Raw genomic sequence first — 19981 nt, 5'->3', positions numbered from 1 at the left:
CCACGGGATGCGGGGCGAGTTCGCGTGTACTTCGACTTCTCTCAGTGCGAACGGAGCGCGGGCTTATCCAAAGAAAACCCCGGCCGCCGCCGGGTCCGCTTGCAAAACGCTCAAGCCCGCGCCATCGGGCGGCCAGCAAAGCGGACCCGGATCGGTGCCGGGGTTGTTCCATGTCCGGGCCACTGCGCCCTCGTCAAAAACCGGGTGAGATATGCGCAAGGTCGGCTGTATCGGGTTGCTGCTGGGGCTGATCGGCATCGCCGTCTTCGCCTGGGTCGCGCATGACTGGGCGGGTAGCGGTCCGGCGGACAAGCCGCTCGCGGTCGTCGTGCCCGAGGGGGCGAGCCTGGCGCGTGCCGCCAATGAACTGCAAAAGGCAGGCGCGATCCGTTCGGCCAGTCGTTTTCGCCTGTACGCACGGGTCTTCGGCGACGGCGGGGCGATAAAGGCGGGCGAATATACCATCCCCGAACATGCCAGCGCGCATGATGTCCTGACCCTGCTCCAGGAGGGCAAGGTCCGCCAGCGGCTGGTACCGGTGCCCGAGGGTTATCCCTCGGTCCTCGTCCATGATGCGCTGATGCGGGCCGATGGCCTGACCGGCGATGTGCCCGTTCCGGCCGAGGGTTCGGTCCTGCCCGACAGCTATGCCTATCAGAAGGGCGATACCCGTGCCGCGATCGTCGCGCGGATGCAGAAGGCGATGAAGACCTATCTCGCCCAGGCCTGGGCCGACCGGAAACCCGGCATCGCGGTCAAGTCGCCGCAGGAAGCGATCATCCTCGCCTCGATCGTCGAGAAGGAAACCGGCAAGCCGTCCGAACGGCGGACGGTCGCGGCGGTCTATGGCAACCGTCTGCGTATCGGCATGCCGCTTCAGGCGGATCCGACCGTGATCTATCCGATCACCAAGGGGCGTCCGCTCGGCCGCCGGATCCTACGGTCCGAGCTTCACGCCAAGAACGGCTATAACACCTATGCCAGCCCCGGCCTGCCGGTCGGGCCGATCGCCAATCCGGGGCGGGCCTCGATCGACGCGGTGCTGAACCCGGCGGACAGCAAGGCGCTGTATTTCGTCGCGGACGGATCGGGCGGCCATGTGTTTGCCGATACGCTGGCCGAGCATAATGCTAATGTGCAGAAATGGTACGCGATCCGCCGCCAGCGCGGCGAGATGTGACGATCAGCGCGCCTCTTGCCTGAGGCGCTGGGAGAGTTTGCGTTGTGACGACGACGCATAGGCGCGGCACGCGCCCGGCGTCGTCAGGAACCGGCTGGTCGCGCCGTCCTGATCGGCATGGGCGGTGATCAGAATGTCGCAGGGCAGGGCGCGCATCGCCGCCTGACCGCGCGCGAAGGCCGCGACCACCGCCTTGTTCGTCGGGGCGGAGAAGCGATAATCGTCGGTCGATACCGGGTTCAGGCTGGCGCCGAAGACGATCGCCTTGCACCGCTGGCCTTCGCAGGCGCGCCAACTCCAACTCGTGCTGCCCATGGTATGGCCCGGCGTCGCCCGCGCGGTGACGATGGTGTTGCCCAGGGTCAGTCGCTCGCCGTCGCGCAGGACCTTCACCGTGCGGACGGGCGGAAAGCGACTGTCATACCCACGCTGAGGATCGTCCATGGCCAGCCGCCCGGTGCGCAACCCTTGCGCGCCCCGGGGGCTGGCGACGACCGTTGCACCGGTGTCGCGCGCGAGTGCGGCTAAACCGCCCGCATGGTCGAAATGCGGCTCCGTGCTGAGAATATATTTGATGTCGCGCGGGCGGAAGCCGAGCTTTGCGACATTGGCAAGGATCGCAGGTGCGGCCTGGGGCAGCGCGCCGTCGATCAGGATCAGACCCTGGCCCGTATCGATCAGCGCGACGTTCAAACCGCCAAAGCCGACCAGATAGGTGGTGCCGAAGACCTTCACCGGCGGGCGCAGTGCGAGCCATTCCGCCGTGTGTTCGGTCACGATCGGTTTGGTCAGCGGATCGGGCGTTTGTGGCATGACGGGCGCGGCGACGATGGCGATCAGCGAAAGCAGGGTCGGTCTGGCGAGCATGGCGTGTCTCCTTGCCCGGCAGGATGGATCGCTTTGCCCCGCGCGACAAAGCATCTTCCCTCGACACAGCCATGAACGGATTTCATGATGGGGCATGGACCGCGCACAGCTTCCCCTTAATGCCTTGCGTGCCTTTGAGGCAGCGGCGCGGCATCTGAACTTCACGCGTGCCGCAATCGAATTATGTGTCAGTCAGGGGGCGGTCAGCCATCAGGTCGCGGCACTGGAAAAGAGACTTGGCGCGCGGCTGTTCCATCGTCTGCCGCGAGGACTGGCGCTGACCGATGACGGACAGGCGCTAGTACCGGTCCTGGCCGAGACGTTCGACCGGATCGGGGCGACGCTCGACCGGTTTGCCGACGGCCGTTTCCAATATGTGCTGAACATCGGGGTGGTGGGGACTTTCGCGACCGGATGGCTGCTCGAGCGGCTGGACGATTTTGCAGCGACCCATCCGCACATTGATGTTCGCGTATCGATCAACAACAACCGTGTCGATCTGGCGGGGGAGGGGCTGGATTACGCGATCCGCTTCGGCGACGGGGCCTGGCATGGCACCCATGCCGAGCCGCTGATGGCCGCACCGCTGACGCCGCTTTGTACCCCCCCGGTGGCCGCGCGATTGAGGGAGCCGGGCGATCTGGCGCGGGAGCGCTTGCTGCGGTCCTATCGGGTCAGCGAATGGGAAAGCTGGTTCGCCGCGGCAGGCGTTCCGGCACCGGCACTGCGTGGACCCATGTTCGACAGTTCGGCCTTGATGGCGGCGGCGGCGATGGCCGGGTTGGGTATCGCGCTCGCGCCGAAGGCGATGTTCGGGCGTGAGCTGACGAATGAGCGGTTGGTTCAGCCATTCGGTGTGGAGATCGACGCCGGGCGGTACTGGCTGACGCGGTTGTTGTCGCGGAAGGAAGGGCTGGCGATGAAGGCGTTTCGTCAGTGGTTGGTCGGGGCGGTGGGCGCTTGAGCTCGCCAGTGATCTATCACCCTCACCCTTCCGGCGCCTTGCGCCTCCCTCCCTCTCCCAACGGGAGAGGGAGGGGGCCCGCCCGCGATAGCGGGCGGGAAGGGTGAGGGTGTTCGTCCTTGATCAACCCCGCAGCGCTGCCGCCGCGCGGGCCTTGGCCTCCACATCGGCCATCGACCCGCCGGTTACCCAGCTGCCGCCGACGCACAGCACGCGGTCGAAGGCCAGCCATTCGGGGGCGCTCGCTTCGGTGATGCCGCCGGTCGGGCAGAAGCGCGCCTGGTAGAAGGGCGCGGCCAGCGCCTTCAGCGCCTTTAGGCCGCCGCTCGTTTCGGCGGGAAAGAACTTGAAGTGGGTCAGGCCCAGGTCCAGCCCGCGCATGATGTCGCCCGCATTGGCGATACCGGGCAGATAGGGGATGCCGCTCTCGATCACCGCCGCGCCGAGACGATCCGTCAGGCCCGGCGAGACGATGAACTCGGCGCCCGCATCCGCCACGTCGCGCAGCTGCTGCTCGTTGACGACGGTGCCGGCGCCGACGATCGCGCCGGGCACCTTCTTCATCTCGGCCATGGCCTCCAGCGCGGCGGGGGTGCGTAGCGTCACCTCCAGCACCTTGAGCCCGCCCGCGACCAGCGCCTCGGCCAGCGGCTTGGCGGTGGCGGCGTCGTCGATGACCAGCACGGGGATGACCGCGCTGGTGCGCATGATGGTGGCGATGTCGGTCATGAATGCTCCTGGGCAAAGGCCGCGGCCGCACCGAACAGGCCGGGCTGGGGATGGGTGATGAGCTTGACGGGGATACGCGCCATCAGCGACTGGAACCGACCCTTGGCGACGAAGCGCTGGTCGAAGCCCGAACGCAGCAACTTGTCCTTGATCCGGAAGCCGAGGCCGCCCGCGATCACGACGGTCTTGGCACCTTGCGCCAGCGCGAAGTCGCCCGCCACCGCGCCGAGCGCGAGACAGAATCGGTCGAGCGCGGCCAGCGCGATCGAATCGGTGCCCTCCAGCGCCTCGGTCCAGATTTCGCGGTCGTCGCGGCTGGGAACCGCACGGCCCTCCAGCGTGGCGAGCGTTTCGTAGATGGCGACGATGCCGGGGCCCGAGCAGATGCGTTCGCACGACACGCGGGTATAAGTGCGGCGCAGGCGCTTCAGGATCGCATCCTCGATGCCGTCGAGCGGGGCATAGTCCATATGCCCGCCCTCGGTTTCGATGACATGGTAGCGTTCCGGCGTCAGCAGGACCTGCGCGACGCCGAGGCCGGTGCCGGGGCCGCAGACCGTGACGACGCCATTGGCGGGCATCGGCTCCTCGGGGCCGCAGATATGGAGGAAGTCCTCCTCCGGCACCTGCGCGACGGCATGGCCGACCGCGCCGAAATCGTTGATGACCGTATAGACGTCCGCGCCCAGCCGCTCGGGGATCAGCGAGGGGCGGATGACCCAGGGATTGTTGGTCATGCGGATCACGTCGCCGGTGATCGGCGAGGCGATGGCGAGCGAGGCCGCCTTGGGCAGCGGGCGACCCAGATGCGCCTCGAACGCCTGCCAGGCGGTCTGGAGCGAGGCGTGCTCGGCGGTCTTCTGGGTGCAGGGTTCGCCCAGCTTCACCACGCGCCCATTCTCGACCTCGGCGATCGCGAAGCGGGCGTGGGTGCCACCGATATCGACGGCTACGATTTCCATGATGTCCTCCCCCTTATTCTTTTACAGGCCGGCGCCCGCGAGAATGGGCGATGCGCCCTTCTCGGCCTCGTCGGCGGCCTGGCGGAACAGCGCGAACAGCTCGCGGCCCATGCCCTGTGCCGGGGCGGGCGTCGCCGCCTGTTCGCGCGCGGCCCATTCGGCCGGATCGACCAGCGCGTTGAGCGTGCCCTCGACCGCGTCCAGACGGACGATGTCGCCGTTGCGGATCAGGCCGATCGCGCCGCCGCCGATCGCCTCGGGGCTGAGATGGATAGCGCAGGGCACCTTGCCACTCGCGCCCGACATGCGGCCGTCGGTGACGAGCGCGACCTTGAAGCCCCGGTTCTGGAGCACGCCCAGCGGCGGGGTCAGCTTGTGCAACTCGGGCATCCCGTTCGCCTTGGGGCCCTGGAAACGGACCACGACCACCACGTCGCGCTCCAACTCGCCCGCCTTGAACGCGGCCTGGACTTCCGACTGGTCGGAGAAGACGCGGGCAGGCGCCTCGATGATCCAGCGTTCGCGCTCGACCGCCGACACCTTGATACAGGCGCGGCCCAGATTGCCCGACAGGATGCGCATGCCGCCATCGGCCGAGAAGGGCGCGGCGGCGGGGCGCAGGATCGTCTCATCGCCGCTGTCGCCGACCGGGGTCCAGCTGAGCTTGTCCTCGGCGATGACCGCCGTCTGGCCGTAATCGGACAGGTCCTTGCCCGCGACGGTCATGATATCGCGGTGGAGCAGCCCGGCGGACAGGAGTTCGCGGATGACATAGGGCATGCCGCCCGCCGCCTCGAACCCGTTCACATCGGCCGAGCCATTGGGATAGACACGCGCGATCAGCGGCACGGCGGCCGACAGGCGGTCCATATCCTCCCAGTCGATGATGATCCCCGCCGCGCGCGCGATGGCGGGCAGGTGGATCAGATGGTTGGTGGAACCACCCGTCGCGAGCAAACCGACCGCCGCATTGACGATCGCCTTCTCGTCGACGCAGCGCCCCAGCGGGCGATAGTCGTCGCCACGCTGGCCGATCGCGGCGAGGCGATGGACGGCGGCGCGGCTGAGTTCCTGGCGCAGCTTGGTACCCGGATTGACGAAGGCGGCGCCCGGCATGTGCAGGCCCATCACCTCCATCATCATCTGGTTGGTGTTGGCGGTGCCGTAGAAGGTGCAGGTGCCCTTCGAATGATAGGCCGCGATCTCGGCATCCAACAGTTCGTCGCGGCCCGCCTTGCCCTCGGCAAAGGCTTCGCGGACGGCGGCCTTCTGCTTATTGGGCAGGCCGGTCGGCATCGGACCGCCGGGAACCAGGATCATCGGCAGATGGCCGAAGCGCAGCGCGCCCATCAGCAGGCCGGGCACGATCTTGTCGCAGATGCCCAGCAGCGCGGCCCCCTCGAAGGTGCCGTGGCTCAGCGCGACCGCCGTCGACAGCGCGATGGTGTCGCGGCTGAACAGCGACAGCTCCATGCCCGCATAGCCCTGCGTCACGCCGTCGCACATGGCGGGCACGCCGCCCGCCACCTGCGCCGTCGCGCCGACTTCGCGTGCCCAGACCTTCATCAGTTCGGGATAGCGATAATAGACGGCGTGGGCGGACAGCATGTCGTTATAGGCCGACACGACGCCGATATTCATGCCCCGATCCGCCTTCATGGCGTCGCGGTCTTCCTCGGTCCCGGCATAGGCATGGGCGAGGTTGGCGCAGCCCAGATTGGGGCGGCGGACCGCCGTCTCGGCCTCGTGCGCGATCAGGTCGAGATAGGCCTGGCGGCCCGGACGCGAGCGTTCGATGACCCGGTCGGTGACGGCAGAGACGGCGGCGTTGAGGCTCATTGCTCGCTCCAGTGGATGTCGATCGGCAGTTCGACTTCGGCCAGGACGCGGCCGACCGGATAGGGCGAGGATGCGCCTTCCTTGATCGCGTCTTCCAGCACCTTCTTCTTGGCGGGGCCCGAGATGGCGAACATGATCGAACGGGCAGAAACGATGCCCGCCCGGCTGAGCGTCACGCGCGCGACCGGCGCTTCGGGCGGCAGCGGGTCGGGCATCAGGCCCAGCGCGCGGCGCTCCTTGGGGCCGTTGAGCGCTTCGTCATAGTCCGGGCCGGGGAAGATCGAGGCGGTGTGCCCGTCCGCGCCCATGCCCAGCAGCACCAGGTCGAGCGGCCAGTGCAGTTCCTGCATCAGCGCATCGGCCGAGCGACCGGCGGCCTTATAGTCCGACGTCGCCTGCGGCACGATCGGCATGACGCGCGCGCCCTTGGGCAGGAAGATCTTGCCGATCATGGTGACGTTGGACAGCGGATCGCCCAGCGGCACGACGCGCTCGTCGGCGGGGACGATGGTCACGCGCTTCCAGTCGAGCTTGGCCTGGGCCAGCTTTTCATAGACCGGGATCGGCGTCTTGCCGCCCGACAGCGCGATCACCGCCGCGCCGCGCGCCTCTATCGCGCTTTCGATGATGAACTGGATGTCGCCCGCCAGCGCGTTCGCCATTTCGGTGGTGTCTTCGTAATCCCACCATTCGATTTCGTCGGTCATGTCATCCTGTCCTAGAGATTCGGGGCGCAAGATAGGACCCGCCGCACGGACGGGCCATATTGCGCCAAAGTCTTCGCCCTCGCGATCGGGGCGGCGGCGATCAGTCGTCCTGCCAGTGCACCCCGTCGCGCTCGGTCAGCGCGATGGCGGAGGAGGGGCCCCAGCTGCCGCTCGGATAGGTCTTGGGCTTGACGTCGTTGGCGTCCCAACCGGCGCGGATGGCGTCGATCCAGGTCCACTGCGCCTCCACCTCGTCGCGACGGACGAACAGCGTCTGATCGCCCTCGATCAGGTCGAGCAGCAATCGCTCATAGGCGATGCGGCGGCGGGTGCCCGCAAACTCGGCGTCGAGCGACAGGTTCAGCGGGACTTCGCGCAGGCGGATGCCGTCGCGGTCGAGGCCCGGCTCCTTCGCCATCACCAGCAGCTGGATATATTCCTCGGGCTGCAGGCGGATGACCAGCGTGTTGGGCTGGAGCAGGCCGCCACGCCCGGCGAACATCGAGTGCGGTACGGGCTTGAACTGGATCGCGATCTCGGAACGGCGCGCGGCCATGCGCTTGCCGGTGCGCAGGTAGAAGGGAACCCCCTGCCAGCGCCAATTGTCGACATGCGCCTTGATCGCGACGAAGGTCTCGGTCTTGGACGGCTTGCCCAGCTCGTCGGCATAGGAACCGACGATCTTACCCCCGACCGCGCCATCGGCATATTGGCCGGTAACGGTGTTGTTGGGCACTTCCTCCGGAGTCATCAGGCGGAGCGAGCGGAAGACCTTGGCCTTTTCGTCGCGGATCGCGGTGCCGTCATAGCGCGCGGGCGGCTCCATCGCGACGAGCGCAAGCAGTTGCAGGATGTGGTTCTGCACCATGTCGCGCAGCGCGCCTGCACCCTCGTAATAACCGGCGCGATCCTCCAGACCGACCGTCTCGGCGATGGTGATCTGCACATTGTCGATACCGTGCGCGTTCCAGATCGGCTCGAAGAAGAAATTGCCGAAGCGCAGCGCCAGGATGTTCTGGACGGTTTCCTTGCCCAGATAATGGTCGATGCGGAAGGTCCGCTCCTCGGGGAAGCCGAAGGCGACCGCGTCGTTGATCTCCTTGGACGAGGCGAGATCGTAGCCGAGGGGCTTTTCCAGGCCGATCCGCACCGTCTCGCCCGCCAGGCCGACCGATTCGAGGCCCTTGATGGTGGACTCGAACAGGCTGGGCGCGGTCGACAGATAGATGGCGAGGCCGTTCGACACGTCGCCGACCTTCTCCGCCAGCGCCGGGAAGCCGTCCGTCGAGGAGGCGTCGAGCGACTGATACTGGACCCGTTCCAGGAAGCTGGCGATCTTGTCGGCGTCCTTGCGGTCGTCCGGCAGGAAGGTGTCGAGCGCCTTGGCCGCGAACTCGCGGAAGCTGGCATCGTCATGATCCGACCGGGCGGTGCCGGTGATCGTCAGCCCCTCGGGCAGCAGCCCGTCCGAATGGAGGTTGAACAGCGAGGGCAGCAGCATCCGCTGCGACAGGTCGCCGGTCGCGCCGAACAGCAGCAGCTTGCCAACGGGATTGCGCGTCATGACGTCTCCTTAGAGCACGAGGCCGGCGGTCGGATCGAGCCCGGCCATGATATTCAGGTTCTGGACCGCCGCACCCCCGGCACCCTTGCCAAGATTGTCGAGCGTGGCGATCAGTCGCGCCTGTCCCGTGGCCGCATTGCCGCAGACACGCAAGGTCATCCGGTCGGTTCCGGCATTTTCCTCGATATTCACCGCCGCTACGGCATCCGCCGAAAAACGCACGATGCGGCTGTCGGCATAGGCCTCGGCCAGCGCCTGCGTCACGCGGTCGAGCGAGGGCGCGCCCGGCAGGGCGTAAAGGGGCAGGGGCACCTCGACGACCATGCCGCGATAGGTGTCGACCACGGCAGGCGCGAAGATCGGCGCGTGGGTCAGGCCCGAATGACGCTGCATCTCCGGCGCGTGCTTGTGCGCGAGGGTGAGGCCATAGGGGCGGAAGGCGCGCTCGGTGGCGGTCTCATATTCGGCGATCATCGCCTTGCCGCCGCCCGAATAGCCCGAGGCGGCATTGACCGTCACCGGGAAGTCCGCCGGGATGATCCCGGCGCGCACCAGCGGACGGACAAGTGCGAGGAAGCCGGTCGGATAACAACCGGGATTGGACACGAACCGCGCCGCGGCGATCCTGTCCTGCTGCTCCGGCTCCAGCTCGGCGAAACCATAGACCCAGCCCGCAGCGGTCCGGTGCGCGGTCGAGGCGTCGACCACACGGGTCCGGTCATTGGCGATCAGTGACACGGCCTCGCGCGCGGCATCGTCGGGCAGGCAAAGGATGACGAAATCGGCGTCGTTGATCGCTTCGCGGCGCGCCTCGGCATCCTTGCGGCGATCATCGGGCAGGGTCAGGATCGACAGGTCGGGACGCCCCGCCAGCCGGTCGGCGATCTCCAGCCCGGTCGTACCCGCGCCGCCATCGATAAATACCGTCGTCGTCACTGCACCCGCTCCAACAGCCCCGCATCGCAATAGCCGACCAGCCCGAGATGCGGCGCGATGCCCCAGGCATGGCCACCCGCCAGTTCCAGCACCTCGAACGTCTCGCCCGACCGCAACTCGGCCAGGACCGTACTGTTCGTGGCACGTCCCTCGCGCAGTGTCACCGGCGCGTGGGTTCTGTAGGGCAGGGGCGCGGCATAATGGGGCGCGAATACGTATTCAGCGAGCCGGACATCGGCCAGATCGGGGCGAACCGCATGGGTGCGCGGGTCGAGCCCGACGGTGCGTCCCTGCAGGGCAAAGCTCTTACGCGTTGGCCCGTTGGAGGGCTGGGGCGTCGCCAGCGCCGATGAAATGTCCGAATTCTTCAAGAAAGTCCGCCCCTTCAGGTGTCCTGGCGACAAAGATGTTACGCTTGTCGCTATCATCGCGTTGGCGGCGCAGATAGCCCAGCGTTCCCAGTCTATTCAAGGCGCGGGTAACGACAGGTTTCGAGACGTTCAAGGCGCGGGCCAAACCGCGTACCGTATGGGGGCCCGGGCGCAGATAGACGACGAGCAGCAAAGCCATTTGCCGGTTGGTCAGATCGGGTTCGCCCGACCGGACATAATCGACAAGGGCGCTCATCCAGGCGAACAGCGACTGCGGGTCGTGCGGGTTGGACACGATGGCGATTCCAATGGCTGTGCCGGGCTTTGCCGGGCGTTGTTTCGTTGTCATAACGCCGCTTATCCACGGTGGTTTCACTCCTGTTCCGATGAGATGAACAACTTGGGTCAGGGATTTTCCGGAACCTTTTCAGCACATCGGATGGCAGGGAACGGGGTGCCGACCAGCCGCATGGTTGATCCCGCCACGTACGTCGCCTATGTGCGCGCCTTCGCACACCCCTTGTTCGGGATCATACGCGCCTCATGTTCGCATTTCTGCTCGTCATCCACGCCATCATCGCCGCGACCCTGGTCACGGTGATCCTCATGCAGCGGTCGGAAGGCGGCGGTCTGGGCATGGGGGGCAGCCCGTCGGGGCTGATGTCGGCGCGCGGCGCGGCGGACTTCCTCAGCCGTGCGACGGCGGTGCTGGCGACCGCGTTCGTCGGCTTCTCGATCCTGCTGGCCGTACTGGCCGCGACGCGCGGCGCGCCGGCCATCGATACCTCGCTGGCCCGCACGCCCGCGACTCAGGCGCCGATCACCCAGCCCGCGCCCGCCCCGGTCCCGACCGGTGCGGCTCCTGCCCAGGCCCCGGCGGACAATTCGGCGGTTCCGCTCGCCCGCTAATCCTCGTTTCCATCGCAGCATAGGCCAACGCGCCGCCGATATTTTCCGGCGGCGCGCATCTTTGCTGTTGTCGTATCCACCCCATCCAAGCTAGGCGATTCTTCCCATGGCGCGGTATATCTTCATCACCGGCGGCGTGGTTTCGTCGCTCGGCAAAGGCCTCATGGCGGCCTCTCTTGCGGCTCTCTTGCAGGCACGCGGCTACAGCGTGCGCATCCGCAAGTTCGATCCCTATCTCAACGTCGATCCGGGCACGATGAGCCCGTATCAGCACGGCGAAGTCTATGTGACCGACGACGGGGCCGAGACCGATCTCGACCTGGGTCACTATGAACGGTTCACCGGCGTGTCCTCGCGCCAGTCGGACAATGTGACCTCGGGCCGCATCTACAAGACGATCATCGAGCGCGAGCGGCGCGGCGACTATCTGGGCGCGACCGTCCAGGTGATCCCGCACGTCACCGACGCGATCAAGGCGTTCGCCAAGGCCGATACGCTCGACGAGAACGGCAAGGAGATCGACTTCATCCTTTGCGAGATCGGCGGGACGGTCGGCGATATCGAGTCGCTGCCTTTCATCGAGGCGATCCGCCAGCTCAAGAATGAGCTGGGCCGCGGCAAGTCGATCAGCATCCACGTCACGCTGGTGCCCTACATCGCGGCAGCGGGCGAGCTGAAGACCAAGCCGACCCAGCATTCGGTGCGCGAGATCGCGGCGCTGGGCGTCGCCCCCGACGTGCTGGTCTGCCGCTGCGAGCATCCGCTGCCCGCCTCGGACCGCGCCAAGATCGGCCTGTTCTGCAACGTGCCGCCTTCGGCCGTGATCCCGGCGCTGGACGCCAAGAGCATCTATGCGGTGCCGCTCCAGTACCATGCCGAAGGTCTCGATTCGGAAGTGCTTCGCGCTTTCGGCATCGAGCCCGAGGGCGCGCCCGACCTGTCGCGCTGGACCGAGATCGTCGACCGTCTGGTCAACCCGGAAGGCGAAGTGACGATCGGCGTGGTCGGCAAATATGTCGGCCTGCAGGACGCGTACAAGTCGCTGAACGAAGCGCTGGTGCATGGCGGTATCGCCAACAAGGTGAAGGTCCATATTCGCTGGATCGACGCCGAGCTGTTCGAGGGCGATGAGAGCGAAATCGCGCAGCAGCTCGAACCCTGCCACGCCATTCTGGTCCCCGGCGCGTTCGGCGAGCGCGGCGCGCAGGGCAAGATCGAGGCGGTCCGCTTCGCGCGCGAACGTCGCGTGCCCTATTTCGGCATCTGCTTCGGCATGCAGATGGCGTGCGTCGAAGGCGCGCGGAATCTGGCGGGCATCGCCGACGCCTCCTCGACCGAGTTCGGCCCGACCTCCGAGCCGATCGTCGGCCTCATCACCGAGTGGATGGGCCGCGACGGTCTGGAGAAGCGCGAGTCCAGCGGCGACATGGGCGGCACGATGCGCCTGGGTGCCTATGACGCCAAGCTGGCGGGCAACAGCGTCGTCGCGTCGATCTATGGCGGCGAAGACATCTCGGAACGGCATCGTCACCGCTACGAGGTGAACACCACCTATAAGGACGCGCTGGAAAAGGGTGGCCTGGTGTTCAGCGGCATGTCGCCGGACGGCACGCTCCCCGAAATCGTCGAGCGGCCGGACCATCCCTGGTTCGTCGGCGTCCAGTTCCACCCCGAACTCAAGTCCAAGCCCTTCGACCCGCACCCGCTTTTCGCCAGCTTCATCGAAGCGGCGGTCAAGCAGAGCCGGTTGGTGTGACTTGAAAGCCCCGCCTCCAGATGATGGAGGCGGGGTTTTTCTTTTGGGTGCACCTCCCAACCTCCGTTCAGCCTGAGCGAAGTCGAAGGCCAAGGCAGAAGTTCTCCATTTGGCGGATAGCAGGGCGTGGGCTTCGACTTCGCTCAGCCTGAACGGGGTGGGGACTGCATTCCTTAAAACAAAAGGCGCCCGGACCCGTCGGTCCGGACGCCCCGCGACGTCTTTAGGGAGGGAAAGACGTCGAGCTTGCTTACGCCGCCTTGGCCTCGTCGGCCTCACCGGCGTGATGCTCCACCGCGGCGAGCGGCTGGCCCGTCTTGATCGCTATCGTCTTGGGCTTCATCGCCTCGGGCACCTCGCGGACGAGGTCGATGACGAGCAGGCCGTCGTTCAGGCGCGCATCCTCGACGAACACGAAGTCCGCCAGCTCGAAGCGCCGCTCGAACGAGCGATTGGCGATCCCGACATGCAGGAAGTTCGGCGAGCCCGCCTTGTCATCCTTCTTGCCGGTGACGAGCAGCATGTTCTGCTGCGCGGTGATCTCGATCTCGTCACGCGCGAAACCGGCCACCGCCAGGGTGATGCGGTAACGGTCGTCGGCCAGACGCTCGAGGTTGAAGGGGGGATAATTCTCCGCAGAAGCGGCCCGCGAATTGGCCTCCAGCAGATCGAACAGCCGGTCGAAGCCAATGGTCGAGCGGCGATACGGAGTCAGGTCGATACGCATGTCAAAACCTCCATCAGAAGCGAATTGAAACGGGATCGGCCGATCCACCCCGGCGCGGGGCGGTTCGACCCATCCGTGCGGCCCGATACCGGCACCGCACGCGAACCGATATGGTTCGTGAGAAATGTGCTTCAAGGGCGTTTGAGGATCGAAAAGCAAATCTTCGCTCATCCCAAGCCATGGCGGGCTTGAATGCCTACTAAAACGATGTGTGAATAGGAGATGAAATCAAAAGGGGAGCTTCCATGTCCTTGACCCTGGCCTTGATACTGGCGGCGCAGACGACCGCTGCTGCCAACCCACAAGCCGATCCGAATGCCGAACAGCAGACCCCCCAGACCCCCCAGACCCATCGCGACGAAGGACGGTTAGGCACGGCGCAGCAGGGCGGGGGCGATGTCGTCGTCACCGCGCGCCGCCGGGCCGAGACGATCCAGTCGGTGCCCATCGCCATGTCGGTGATCGGCGGCACCGCGCTGGCTGAGACGGGGACGTACAATGTCAACCGGCTGACCCAGATCCAGCCGACGCTGCAATTCTACTCGACCAACCCGCGCAATTCCGCCGCCAATATTCGCGGGCTGGGCGCGCCGTTCGGGCTGACCAATGACGGGATCGAACAGGGCGTCGGCATCTATGTCGATCAGGTCTATTACAGCCGCATCGCCTCGGCGACGTTCGACTTCACCGATACCGAGCGGATCGAGGTGCTGCGCGGGCCGCAGGGCACGCTCTATGGCAAGAACACCACGGCGGGCGCAATCAACATCATCACCCGTCCGCCGAGCTTCACGCCCGAGGCGCGGGTCGAGCTGAGCGCGGGCAATTACGACTTCTTCCAGGGCAAGGCGTCGGTGTCCGGCCCGCTGGTCGACGACAAGGTGGCGGTCCGCCTGTCGACCTCGATCACCACGCGGCGCGGCACCATCTATAATACGCGCCAGCAGGAATGGCAGAACAGCCAGGATAATCTGTCGCTGCGCAGCCAGTTTTTGTGGCACGCGACACCGACGCTCGACCTGACCCTGTCGGGCGATTATGCGCGGCAGAACCCCAATTGCTGCGTCCAATATTATGCGCGGCTGGGGGCGACGCAGCGCCCGCTCAACCGGCAATATGCCGCACTGGCGGCGGCGCAGGGCTATACTGTGCCCTCGACCAATGCCTTCGACCGGCTGACCGATGTCGATACCGATCTGCGCGCCAGGCAGGAATTGGGCGGTCTGTCGCTGGTCGCGAACTGGGATGTGGGGGAGGCGACGCTGACCAGCGTGTCGGCCTGGCGTTTCTGGCATTGGGACCCGTCGAACGACCGCGACTTTATCGGCCTGCCCATCACCACCGTCTCGGCCAATCCGTCGCAGCAGAGCCAGGTGACGCAGGAACTGCGCATTGCATCGAACGGCAAGCGGACGCTCGATTATGTTCTGGGCGCCTTTTATTTCTGGCAGTCGATCGACACGCAGGGGCTTCAGGTCCAGGGACCGGCGGCGAGCGCCTTTCTGCTGAACCCGACCAGTGCAGGCGGTCGCAATCCGGCGACGCTGAACGGCCTGACCTCGCGCAACACGATCGGCTTTACGAACACCTCGGCTGCCCTATTCGGCAAGTTGACCTGGCACGTCGACGATCGCCTGTCGGTGTCACCCGGCTTGCGGCTTAATTACGACCGCAAGGATGGGTCGTATCTCTCGGTGGTGACCAATGGGGCAGGCTCGACTACGCTGACCAGCGACCAACGTGGGGTGCTCGCGCCGCAGAATTACACGCCGTCCTTCACCAACTGGAACCTGTCGGGCGACCTGACCGTCGCCTATGAGTTCAACCCGAACGTCCATTATTATGCGACCTATGCGCGCAGCTATAAGTCGGGCGGTATCAACTTGTCCGGCCTGCCGCTCGATGCGCAGAACAACCCGATCCTGGCGACGCAGACGGTGCGGCCTGAAAAGGTCAATCATTTTGAGCTGGGACTGAAGACCCAATTCGCCGACCGCCGCGCGACCGTGAACATCGCGGGCTTCTGGACCGAGATCGGCGATTATCAGGCGACGGTGAACAACCTTCAGGTCAACGTCCTGCGCGGCTATCTGGCCAATGCGGGCCGCGTGCGGACGCGCGGGGTGGAGATCGACTCGGCCTTCCGCCCGACCAGCCGGTTCAACGTCTATGCCAATGCGGCCTTTACCGATGCGCGCTATACCCGCTTCACCAATGCGCCGTGCCCGCCCGAGCTGTCGGGGGGCACCGCGCTGCCGGTGGTGAACGGGCAGATCGTCGGCACCCCTGCGGCGGCGGGGACGCCGGGCAATTCGCTGCCCTATTGCGACATCTCGGGCCAGTGGTTGCCGGGCGTCTCGCGATGGGCGTTTTCCTATGGTGCGGAGTATGACCTGCCCGCGACCGTGGCGGGGACCGAGGGGCAATTCTATCTGGGTTATGACGGCAGCTACCGTTCCAAATTCTCGTCCAACCCGTCGCGTTCCGCCTACACCGATATCAATGGCTATAGCCTCTCCAACGTTCGTGCGGGGTTCAAGGCGCCGGGCAGCTGGAACGCCTTTGTCTGGGTGCGCAACCTGTTCGATCACAATTACTATGAATTGCTGGCGACTCAGTCGGGATCGACGGGGCTGATCGTGGGGCAGCCGGGCGATCCGCGGACCTACGGGTTCACGATTTCCAAGTCGTTTTGACGTTGGGGCCTTGCCCCTCCACCACCGGGCTGGCGCCCGGCGGTCCCCCTCCCCAAGCAAGATTGGAGAGGAATGGGCCTTCTTGATCCTCCCCAAGCTTGCTTGGGGAGGGGGACCGCTCGCGTAAGCGAGTGGTGGAGGGGCAAGTCGCCCTCTGACGAATCACCCGACCCGTCCACATTCGGTTCATCTTGATCTGGTATAGCGACAGTCCCGTGAACGGGCGCCGGGCCGGCATCTGGGGACGGAGTCTGGAAGCTCCCCGTTTCCCAGCCGGTTCCGGCGGCTTTTCGATGGAGCCGAGCGTAACGAGGACCGAAATGCCAAACGCCCGGACCGTTTCCGATCCGGGCGCCTGCGTGACGATCGCTCGTCAGCCCCCTTTTCCCGCTCCCGCATCAACCTCGTTGGGTGAGCGTTGGAGCAATCCCCGAACCACGGCCGTTGCTGCCTGTGTCTCAGTAAGATTGTGGTACGTTACGGCAGGGCCGCTTGTCATCCCTCTTGCGGCATCCTTGCTACGATTGCGCCGCTTGTGTGGCGCGCGCGCAACAATGGGGCGGGTCGGCCGTTTGCCTGCGCGAACCGGGCGCGGCATTGCCAGCACCGGGTACCGCCCGTACAGCCCTTGGGCTTTTCAGTTTCTCCATGGATCGATCGGATATCAATGATCCTGTCACGTTATGAACGGATGATCGCCCGGCGCTATCTGCTGCCGGGCAAGGGAGAGGCGTTCATCTTTCTGGTCGCCTCGATCAGCTTGGTCGCGGTCATGCTGGGCGTCGCCGCGCTCGTCATCGTCATGAGCGTCATGAACGGCTTTCGCGCCGAACTGTTCGACAAGATCGTCGGTCTCAACGGCCATGCCGTGGTGCAGGGGGTGGGCGGACGCCTGCCCGACTGGCGCGACATCGTGCGTGATGCGCGCGCCACGCCCGGCGTCACCAGCGCGGTGCCGATGATCGAACAGCCATTGATGTCCAGCTATAACGGCCGGGTCGAGGCGGTGCTGGTCCGCGGCATGCGCGTCGCCGACATCCGTGGCAACTCGGCCATCCGCTCCAAGATCATCATGGGCAACCTGAACAGCGTCACACCGGGCAGCGGCCGCATCGCGATCGGCAGCCGCCTGGCCGAGGCGCTGGGCGCGCAGGTCGGCTCGGAAATCTCGCTGATCAGTCCGCAGGGGCAGACGACCCCGTTCGGCACGGTGCCGCGCATCGTCAGCTATACGGTCGGCGCCATCTTCGAGATCGGCGTGTACGACTATGACAAGGCCTATGTCATCATGCCCATCGAGGATGCGCAGACCCTGCTGCTGATGGGCGACACGGTCGGCATGGTCGAAGTGCAGACGGTCGACGCCGACCGGGTGGGCCAGATCCTCGCCCCGCTGGCGGACAAGCTGGGCGGCCGTGCGGTTATTGCCGACTGGCGGACGATGAACGCGCAATTGTTCGAGGCGCTGGCGGTCGAGCGGGTGGCGATGTTCACCGTGCTGTCGATCATCATCCTGGTCGCGGTGTTCAACATCCTGTCCTCGCTGATCATGCTGGTCCGCGCCAAGACGCGCGACATCGCGATCCTGCGGACGATGGGCGCGACGCGGGGTGGCCTGATGCGCATCTTCATGACGGTGGGCACCACCATCGGCGCGCTGGGGACGGTCGCCGGGCTGGGGCTGGGCGCGGTGTTCCTGTTCTATCGCCAGGGTGTGGTGAACTTCGTCCAGTTCGTGACGGGGCAGAATCTCTGGGACCCGTCGATCCGTTACCTCACCGAGCTGCCGTCCAAGACCGATCCGGTCGAGATCGTCGTGATCGCGTCGATGGCGCTCGTCTTCTCTTTCCTCGCCACGCTCTACCCCGCCTGGAAGGCGGCGAGCACGGACCCGGTTCAGGTGCTGCGCTATGAATGATCCGATCATCCGCATGGGAACGGTGGCCCAGCCCCACGCCGCCGAGCCGGTACTGGCGACCCGAGAATTGTCGCGCAGCTTCACGCAGGGCGGCCAGACGATCGAGGTGCTGCGCGGCGTCGACCTCGCTATCGCACCGGGCGAGATCGTGGCGCTGCTCGGGCCGTCGGGTTCGGGCAAGTCGACCCTGCTCCAGGCGGTCGGCCTGCTGGAGGGCGGTTTTTCCGGTTCGATCCGTATCGCGGGCGAGGAAGTGTCAAAGCTCGACTCGCATGGCCGCACCATTGCGCGGCGCGATCATCTGGGCTTCGTGTACCAGTTCCACCATCTGCTGCCCGACTTCAACGCGATCGAGAATGTCGTCCTGCCGCAACTCGTCCAGGGCAAGCTGCCCGCCGATGCCGAGGCGCGCGCCAAGGGACTGCTGACCGCACTGGGGCTGGGCCACCGGCTGACCCACCGGCCGAGCCAGCTGTCGGGCGGCGAGCAGCAGCGTGTCGCCGTCGCCCGCGCACTCGCCAACCAGCCCCCCTTGGTGCTGGCCGACGAACCGACCGGCAATCTGGACGAGCATACCTCCGAAATCGTGCTGGCCGAGTTCCTGCGGCTGGTGCGCGGCGAGGGTTCGGCGGCGCTGGTCGCGACGCATAACGAGCGGCTGGCGCTCAAGATGGACCGGGTGGTGCGCTTGCACGAAGGCCGCCTGCAATGAGCGTCTGGACCGAGACGCCCACGCTGACCGGCCGCCACGTCACGCTTCGCCCCTTTGTCGAGGCCGACCTGCCCGCTTTGGTCGAGGCGGCGCGAGAAGGCGATCTCTGGAACATCTTCTACGCCAATGTGTCGATGATGAAGAAACCCGAGCGCTGGCTGGCGGCGGCGTTGAAGGAGCGTGACGTCGGCCGCGCCCTGATCTTCACGGTCGAGACGCCGGGCGGCGAGGTGGTCGGCACCACCCGCTATATGCGGATCGCGCCGCAGCATCGACGGCTGGAGATTGGCGGCACCTTCTATGCCACCCGCGTCCAGCGGACCGGCGTCAATACCGAGGCGAAGCGGATGCTGCTGGCCCATGCCTTCGAGGTGATGGCGTGCCAGGCGATCCAGATCCGCACCGACGCGCTCAATATGCGCAGCCAGCGGGCGATCGAGCGGCTGGGCGCGAAGAGGGATGGCGTGCTGCGCGGGCATCAGGTGATGGCCGATGGCCGCATCCGCGACAGCGTCGTCTATTCGATCATCGACCGCGAATGGCCGGGCGTGCGTGCCAATCTCGACTATCTGCTGGGGAAGCACGCATGAGCGGTATCGCGGATTTCACCGTCAAGGCGGCGGACGGCTCGCCCATCGACATGGCGCGCTATGCGGGGCGCGTGCTGCTGATCGTCAACACCGCGTCCAAATGCGGCTTCACCCCGCAATATGAGGGGCTGGAAGCGCTGCATCGCCGTTTCGAGGGACAGGGGCTGACCATATTGGGGTTTCCGTGCAACCAGTTCGGGGCGCAGGAGCCGGGCGATGCGGCGGAGATCGCGAATTTCTGTTCGCTGACCTATGACGTCAGCTTTCCCGTCATGGCCAAGATCGACGTCAATGGCGATGACGCCGATCCGCTATTCCAATGGCTGAAGACGGAAGCGCCTGGTGTGCTCGGGACGAAGGCGATCAAGTGGAACTTCACCAAGTTCCTGGTCGGCCGGGATGGGCAGGTGGTCGGGCGGTATGCGTCGACGACCAAGCCCGAAGATATGGTCAAGGATATCGAAGGGTTGCTTCGATAGGGCGGAACATGCGCTTCGGCCCCACTCGGCATGAACGGAGCGAGGTATTATACCCAACCTCCGTTCAGCCTGAGC

The 19981-nt window shown here is 65.9% G+C and carries 19 protein-coding genes; 9 read left to right on the top strand and 10 right to left on the bottom strand.

All coding sequences use genetic code 11. The features are described from left to right. Nucleotides 1-211 precede the first annotated feature (211 nt). A complete protein-coding gene (mltG, locus tag ACWKSV_RS06120) occupies nucleotides 212-1180 on the top strand; it encodes an endolytic transglycosylase MltG (protein ID WP_076716559.1) in 969 nt (322 codons plus the stop codon). Between the two features lie 3 nt (nucleotides 1181-1183). On the opposite strand, the gene bla is transcribed toward mltG, so the two are convergent. Beyond that, complete coding sequence (gene bla, locus ACWKSV_RS06115) at nucleotides 1184-2047, bottom strand: subclass B3 metallo-beta-lactamase (protein ID WP_076716558.1); 864 nt, start codon at nucleotides 2045-2047, stop codon at nucleotides 1184-1186. A gap of 94 nt (nucleotides 2048-2141) precedes the next feature. Between bla and ACWKSV_RS06110 the strand changes: the two genes are divergently transcribed. After that, nucleotides 2142-3011 (top strand): LysR family transcriptional regulator, encoded by an 870-nt coding sequence (locus tag ACWKSV_RS06110; protein ID WP_076716557.1) that lies wholly within the window; start codon nucleotides 2142-2144, stop codon nucleotides 3009-3011. Between the two features lie 123 nt (nucleotides 3012-3134). Here ACWKSV_RS06110 and eda read toward each other — a convergent pair whose 3' ends face one another. The 8 genes from eda to ACWKSV_RS06070 form a co-directional block, all read right to left on the bottom strand. Further along, the gene (eda, locus tag ACWKSV_RS06105; RefSeq protein WP_076716555.1) at nucleotides 3135-3740 is read right to left on the bottom strand and encodes a bifunctional 4-hydroxy-2-oxoglutarate aldolase/2-dehydro-3-deoxy-phosphogluconate aldolase; all 606 of its coding nucleotides are present in this window, start codon (nucleotides 3738-3740) and stop codon (nucleotides 3135-3137) included. Then, nucleotides 3737-4702, bottom strand: coding sequence for a glucokinase (gene glk, locus ACWKSV_RS06100; RefSeq protein ID WP_056437549.1), 966 nt, complete (start codon nucleotides 4700-4702; stop codon nucleotides 3737-3739). Before glk ends, eda begins: the two co-directional genes overlap by 4 nt. Nucleotides 4703-4723: 21 nt before the next feature. Beyond that, on the bottom strand, nucleotides 4724-6541 hold the full coding sequence (gene edd / locus ACWKSV_RS06095) for a phosphogluconate dehydratase (protein ID WP_076716553.1): 1818 nt from the start codon (nucleotides 6539-6541) through the stop codon (nucleotides 4724-4726). Further along, entirely contained in the window at nucleotides 6538-7248 is a 711-nt protein-coding gene (pgl, locus tag ACWKSV_RS06090; RefSeq protein ID WP_056437543.1) for a 6-phosphogluconolactonase, read from the bottom strand. Before pgl ends, edd begins: the two co-directional genes overlap by 4 nt. 100 nt (nucleotides 7249-7348) lie before the next feature. Next, nucleotides 7349-8812 (bottom strand): glucose-6-phosphate dehydrogenase, encoded by a 1464-nt coding sequence (gene zwf, locus ACWKSV_RS06085; protein WP_058716760.1) that lies wholly within the window; start codon nucleotides 8810-8812, stop codon nucleotides 7349-7351. 9 nt (nucleotides 8813-8821) lie between these two features. Beyond that, a complete protein-coding gene (gene argC, locus ACWKSV_RS06080) occupies nucleotides 8822-9748 on the bottom strand; it encodes an N-acetyl-gamma-glutamyl-phosphate reductase (RefSeq protein ID WP_076716552.1) in 927 nt (308 codons plus the stop codon). After that, complete coding sequence (locus tag ACWKSV_RS06075) at nucleotides 9745-10119, bottom strand: SH3 domain-containing protein (RefSeq protein ID WP_338112323.1); 375 nt, start codon at nucleotides 10117-10119, stop codon at nucleotides 9745-9747. Before ACWKSV_RS06075 ends, argC begins: the two co-directional genes overlap by 4 nt. Further along, a complete protein-coding gene (locus ACWKSV_RS06070; RefSeq protein ID WP_042482995.1) occupies nucleotides 10055-10375 on the bottom strand; it encodes a MarR family transcriptional regulator in 321 nt (106 codons plus the stop codon). The genes ACWKSV_RS06075 and ACWKSV_RS06070 overlap by 65 nt, the downstream gene beginning before the upstream one ends. A 287-nt stretch (nucleotides 10376-10662) precedes the next feature. On the opposite strand from ACWKSV_RS06070, the gene secG reads away from it, so the two are divergent. After that, nucleotides 10663-11028, top strand: a complete 366-nt coding sequence (secG, locus tag ACWKSV_RS06065) for a preprotein translocase subunit SecG (RefSeq protein ID WP_042482793.1) — start codon at nucleotides 10663-10665, stop codon at nucleotides 11026-11028. Nucleotides 11029-11134: 106 nt separating this feature from the next. After that, nucleotides 11135-12784 (top strand): CTP synthase, encoded by a 1650-nt coding sequence (gene pyrG / locus ACWKSV_RS06060; protein ID WP_056437529.1) that lies wholly within the window; start codon nucleotides 11135-11137, stop codon nucleotides 12782-12784. A gap of 250 nt (nucleotides 12785-13034) precedes the next feature. On the opposite strand, the gene ACWKSV_RS06055 is transcribed toward pyrG, so the two are convergent. After that, nucleotides 13035-13511 (bottom strand): Hsp20 family protein, encoded by a 477-nt coding sequence (locus ACWKSV_RS06055; protein ID WP_056438392.1) that lies wholly within the window; start codon nucleotides 13509-13511, stop codon nucleotides 13035-13037. 245 nt (nucleotides 13512-13756) lie between these two features. On the opposite strand from ACWKSV_RS06055, the gene ACWKSV_RS06050 reads away from it, so the two are divergent. The 5 genes from ACWKSV_RS06050 to ACWKSV_RS06030 all read left to right on the top strand — a co-directional run bounded on the left by ACWKSV_RS06050 (nucleotide 13757) and on the right by ACWKSV_RS06030 (nucleotide 19906). Further along, entirely contained in the window at nucleotides 13757-16207 is a 2451-nt protein-coding gene (locus ACWKSV_RS06050; RefSeq protein ID WP_076716550.1) for a TonB-dependent receptor, read from the top strand. Between the two features lie 667 nt (nucleotides 16208-16874). Continuing rightward, complete coding sequence (locus ACWKSV_RS06045; protein WP_056437522.1) at nucleotides 16875-18125, top strand: lipoprotein-releasing ABC transporter permease subunit; 1251 nt, start codon at nucleotides 16875-16877, stop codon at nucleotides 18123-18125. Then, entirely contained in the window at nucleotides 18118-18837 is a 720-nt protein-coding gene (locus ACWKSV_RS06040; RefSeq protein WP_380773210.1) for an ABC transporter ATP-binding protein, read from the top strand. Before ACWKSV_RS06045 ends, ACWKSV_RS06040 begins: the two co-directional genes overlap by 8 nt. Next, nucleotides 18834-19427: a GNAT family N-acetyltransferase gene (locus ACWKSV_RS06035; protein WP_076716549.1), complete on the top strand. Its 594-nt coding sequence runs from the start codon at nucleotides 18834-18836 to the stop codon at nucleotides 19425-19427. Before ACWKSV_RS06040 ends, ACWKSV_RS06035 begins: the two co-directional genes overlap by 4 nt. Next, nucleotides 19424-19906, top strand: a complete 483-nt coding sequence (locus tag ACWKSV_RS06030; RefSeq protein ID WP_076716547.1) for a glutathione peroxidase — start codon at nucleotides 19424-19426, stop codon at nucleotides 19904-19906. Before ACWKSV_RS06035 ends, ACWKSV_RS06030 begins: the two co-directional genes overlap by 4 nt. The last annotated feature ends 75 nt before the right edge of the window (nucleotides 19907-19981 follow it).

The sequence above is a fragment of the Sphingomonas sp. SphC10 genome, from assembly GCF_057004845.1.
Note: the sequence above shows the minus strand (reverse complement) of the source record. Positions and strands in the feature narration are given on the sequence as shown.

Coding starts and splice junctions, on each gene's coding strand:
- mltG (WP_076716559.1), top strand. CDS start 212: ATGCGCAAGGTCGGCTGTATCGGGTTGCTGCTGGGGCTGATCGGCATC.
- bla (WP_076716558.1), bottom strand. CDS start 2,047: ATGCTCGCCAGACCGACCCTGCTTTCGCTGATCGCCATCGTCGCCGCG.
- ACWKSV_RS06110 (WP_076716557.1), top strand. CDS start 2,142: ATGGACCGCGCACAGCTTCCCCTTAATGCCTTGCGTGCCTTTGAGGCA.
- eda (WP_076716555.1), bottom strand. CDS start 3,740: ATGACCGACATCGCCACCATCATGCGCACCAGCGCGGTCATCCCCGTG.
- glk (WP_056437549.1), bottom strand. CDS start 4,702: ATGGAAATCGTAGCCGTCGATATCGGTGGCACCCACGCCCGCTTCGCG.
- edd (WP_076716553.1), bottom strand. CDS start 6,541: ATGAGCCTCAACGCCGCCGTCTCTGCCGTCACCGACCGGGTCATCGAA.
- pgl (WP_056437543.1), bottom strand. CDS start 7,248: ATGACCGACGAAATCGAATGGTGGGATTACGAAGACACCACCGAAATG.
- zwf (WP_058716760.1), bottom strand. CDS start 8,812: ATGACGCGCAATCCCGTTGGCAAGCTGCTGCTGTTCGGCGCGACCGGC.
- ACWKSV_RS06070 (WP_042482995.1), bottom strand. CDS start 10,375: ATGAGCGCCCTTGTCGATTATGTCCGGTCGGGCGAACCCGATCTGACC.
- secG (WP_042482793.1), top strand. CDS start 10,663: ATGTTCGCATTTCTGCTCGTCATCCACGCCATCATCGCCGCGACCCTG.
- pyrG (WP_056437529.1), top strand. CDS start 11,135: ATGGCGCGGTATATCTTCATCACCGGCGGCGTGGTTTCGTCGCTCGGC.
- ACWKSV_RS06055 (WP_056438392.1), bottom strand. CDS start 13,511: ATGCGTATCGACCTGACTCCGTATCGCCGCTCGACCATTGGCTTCGAC.
- ACWKSV_RS06050 (WP_076716550.1), top strand. CDS start 13,757: ATGTCCTTGACCCTGGCCTTGATACTGGCGGCGCAGACGACCGCTGCT.
- ACWKSV_RS06045 (WP_056437522.1), top strand. CDS start 16,875: ATGATCCTGTCACGTTATGAACGGATGATCGCCCGGCGCTATCTGCTG.
- ACWKSV_RS06040 (WP_380773210.1), top strand. CDS start 18,118: ATGAATGATCCGATCATCCGCATGGGAACGGTGGCCCAGCCCCACGCC.
- ACWKSV_RS06035 (WP_076716549.1), top strand. CDS start 18,834: ATGAGCGTCTGGACCGAGACGCCCACGCTGACCGGCCGCCACGTCACG.
- ACWKSV_RS06030 (WP_076716547.1), top strand. CDS start 19,424: ATGAGCGGTATCGCGGATTTCACCGTCAAGGCGGCGGACGGCTCGCCC.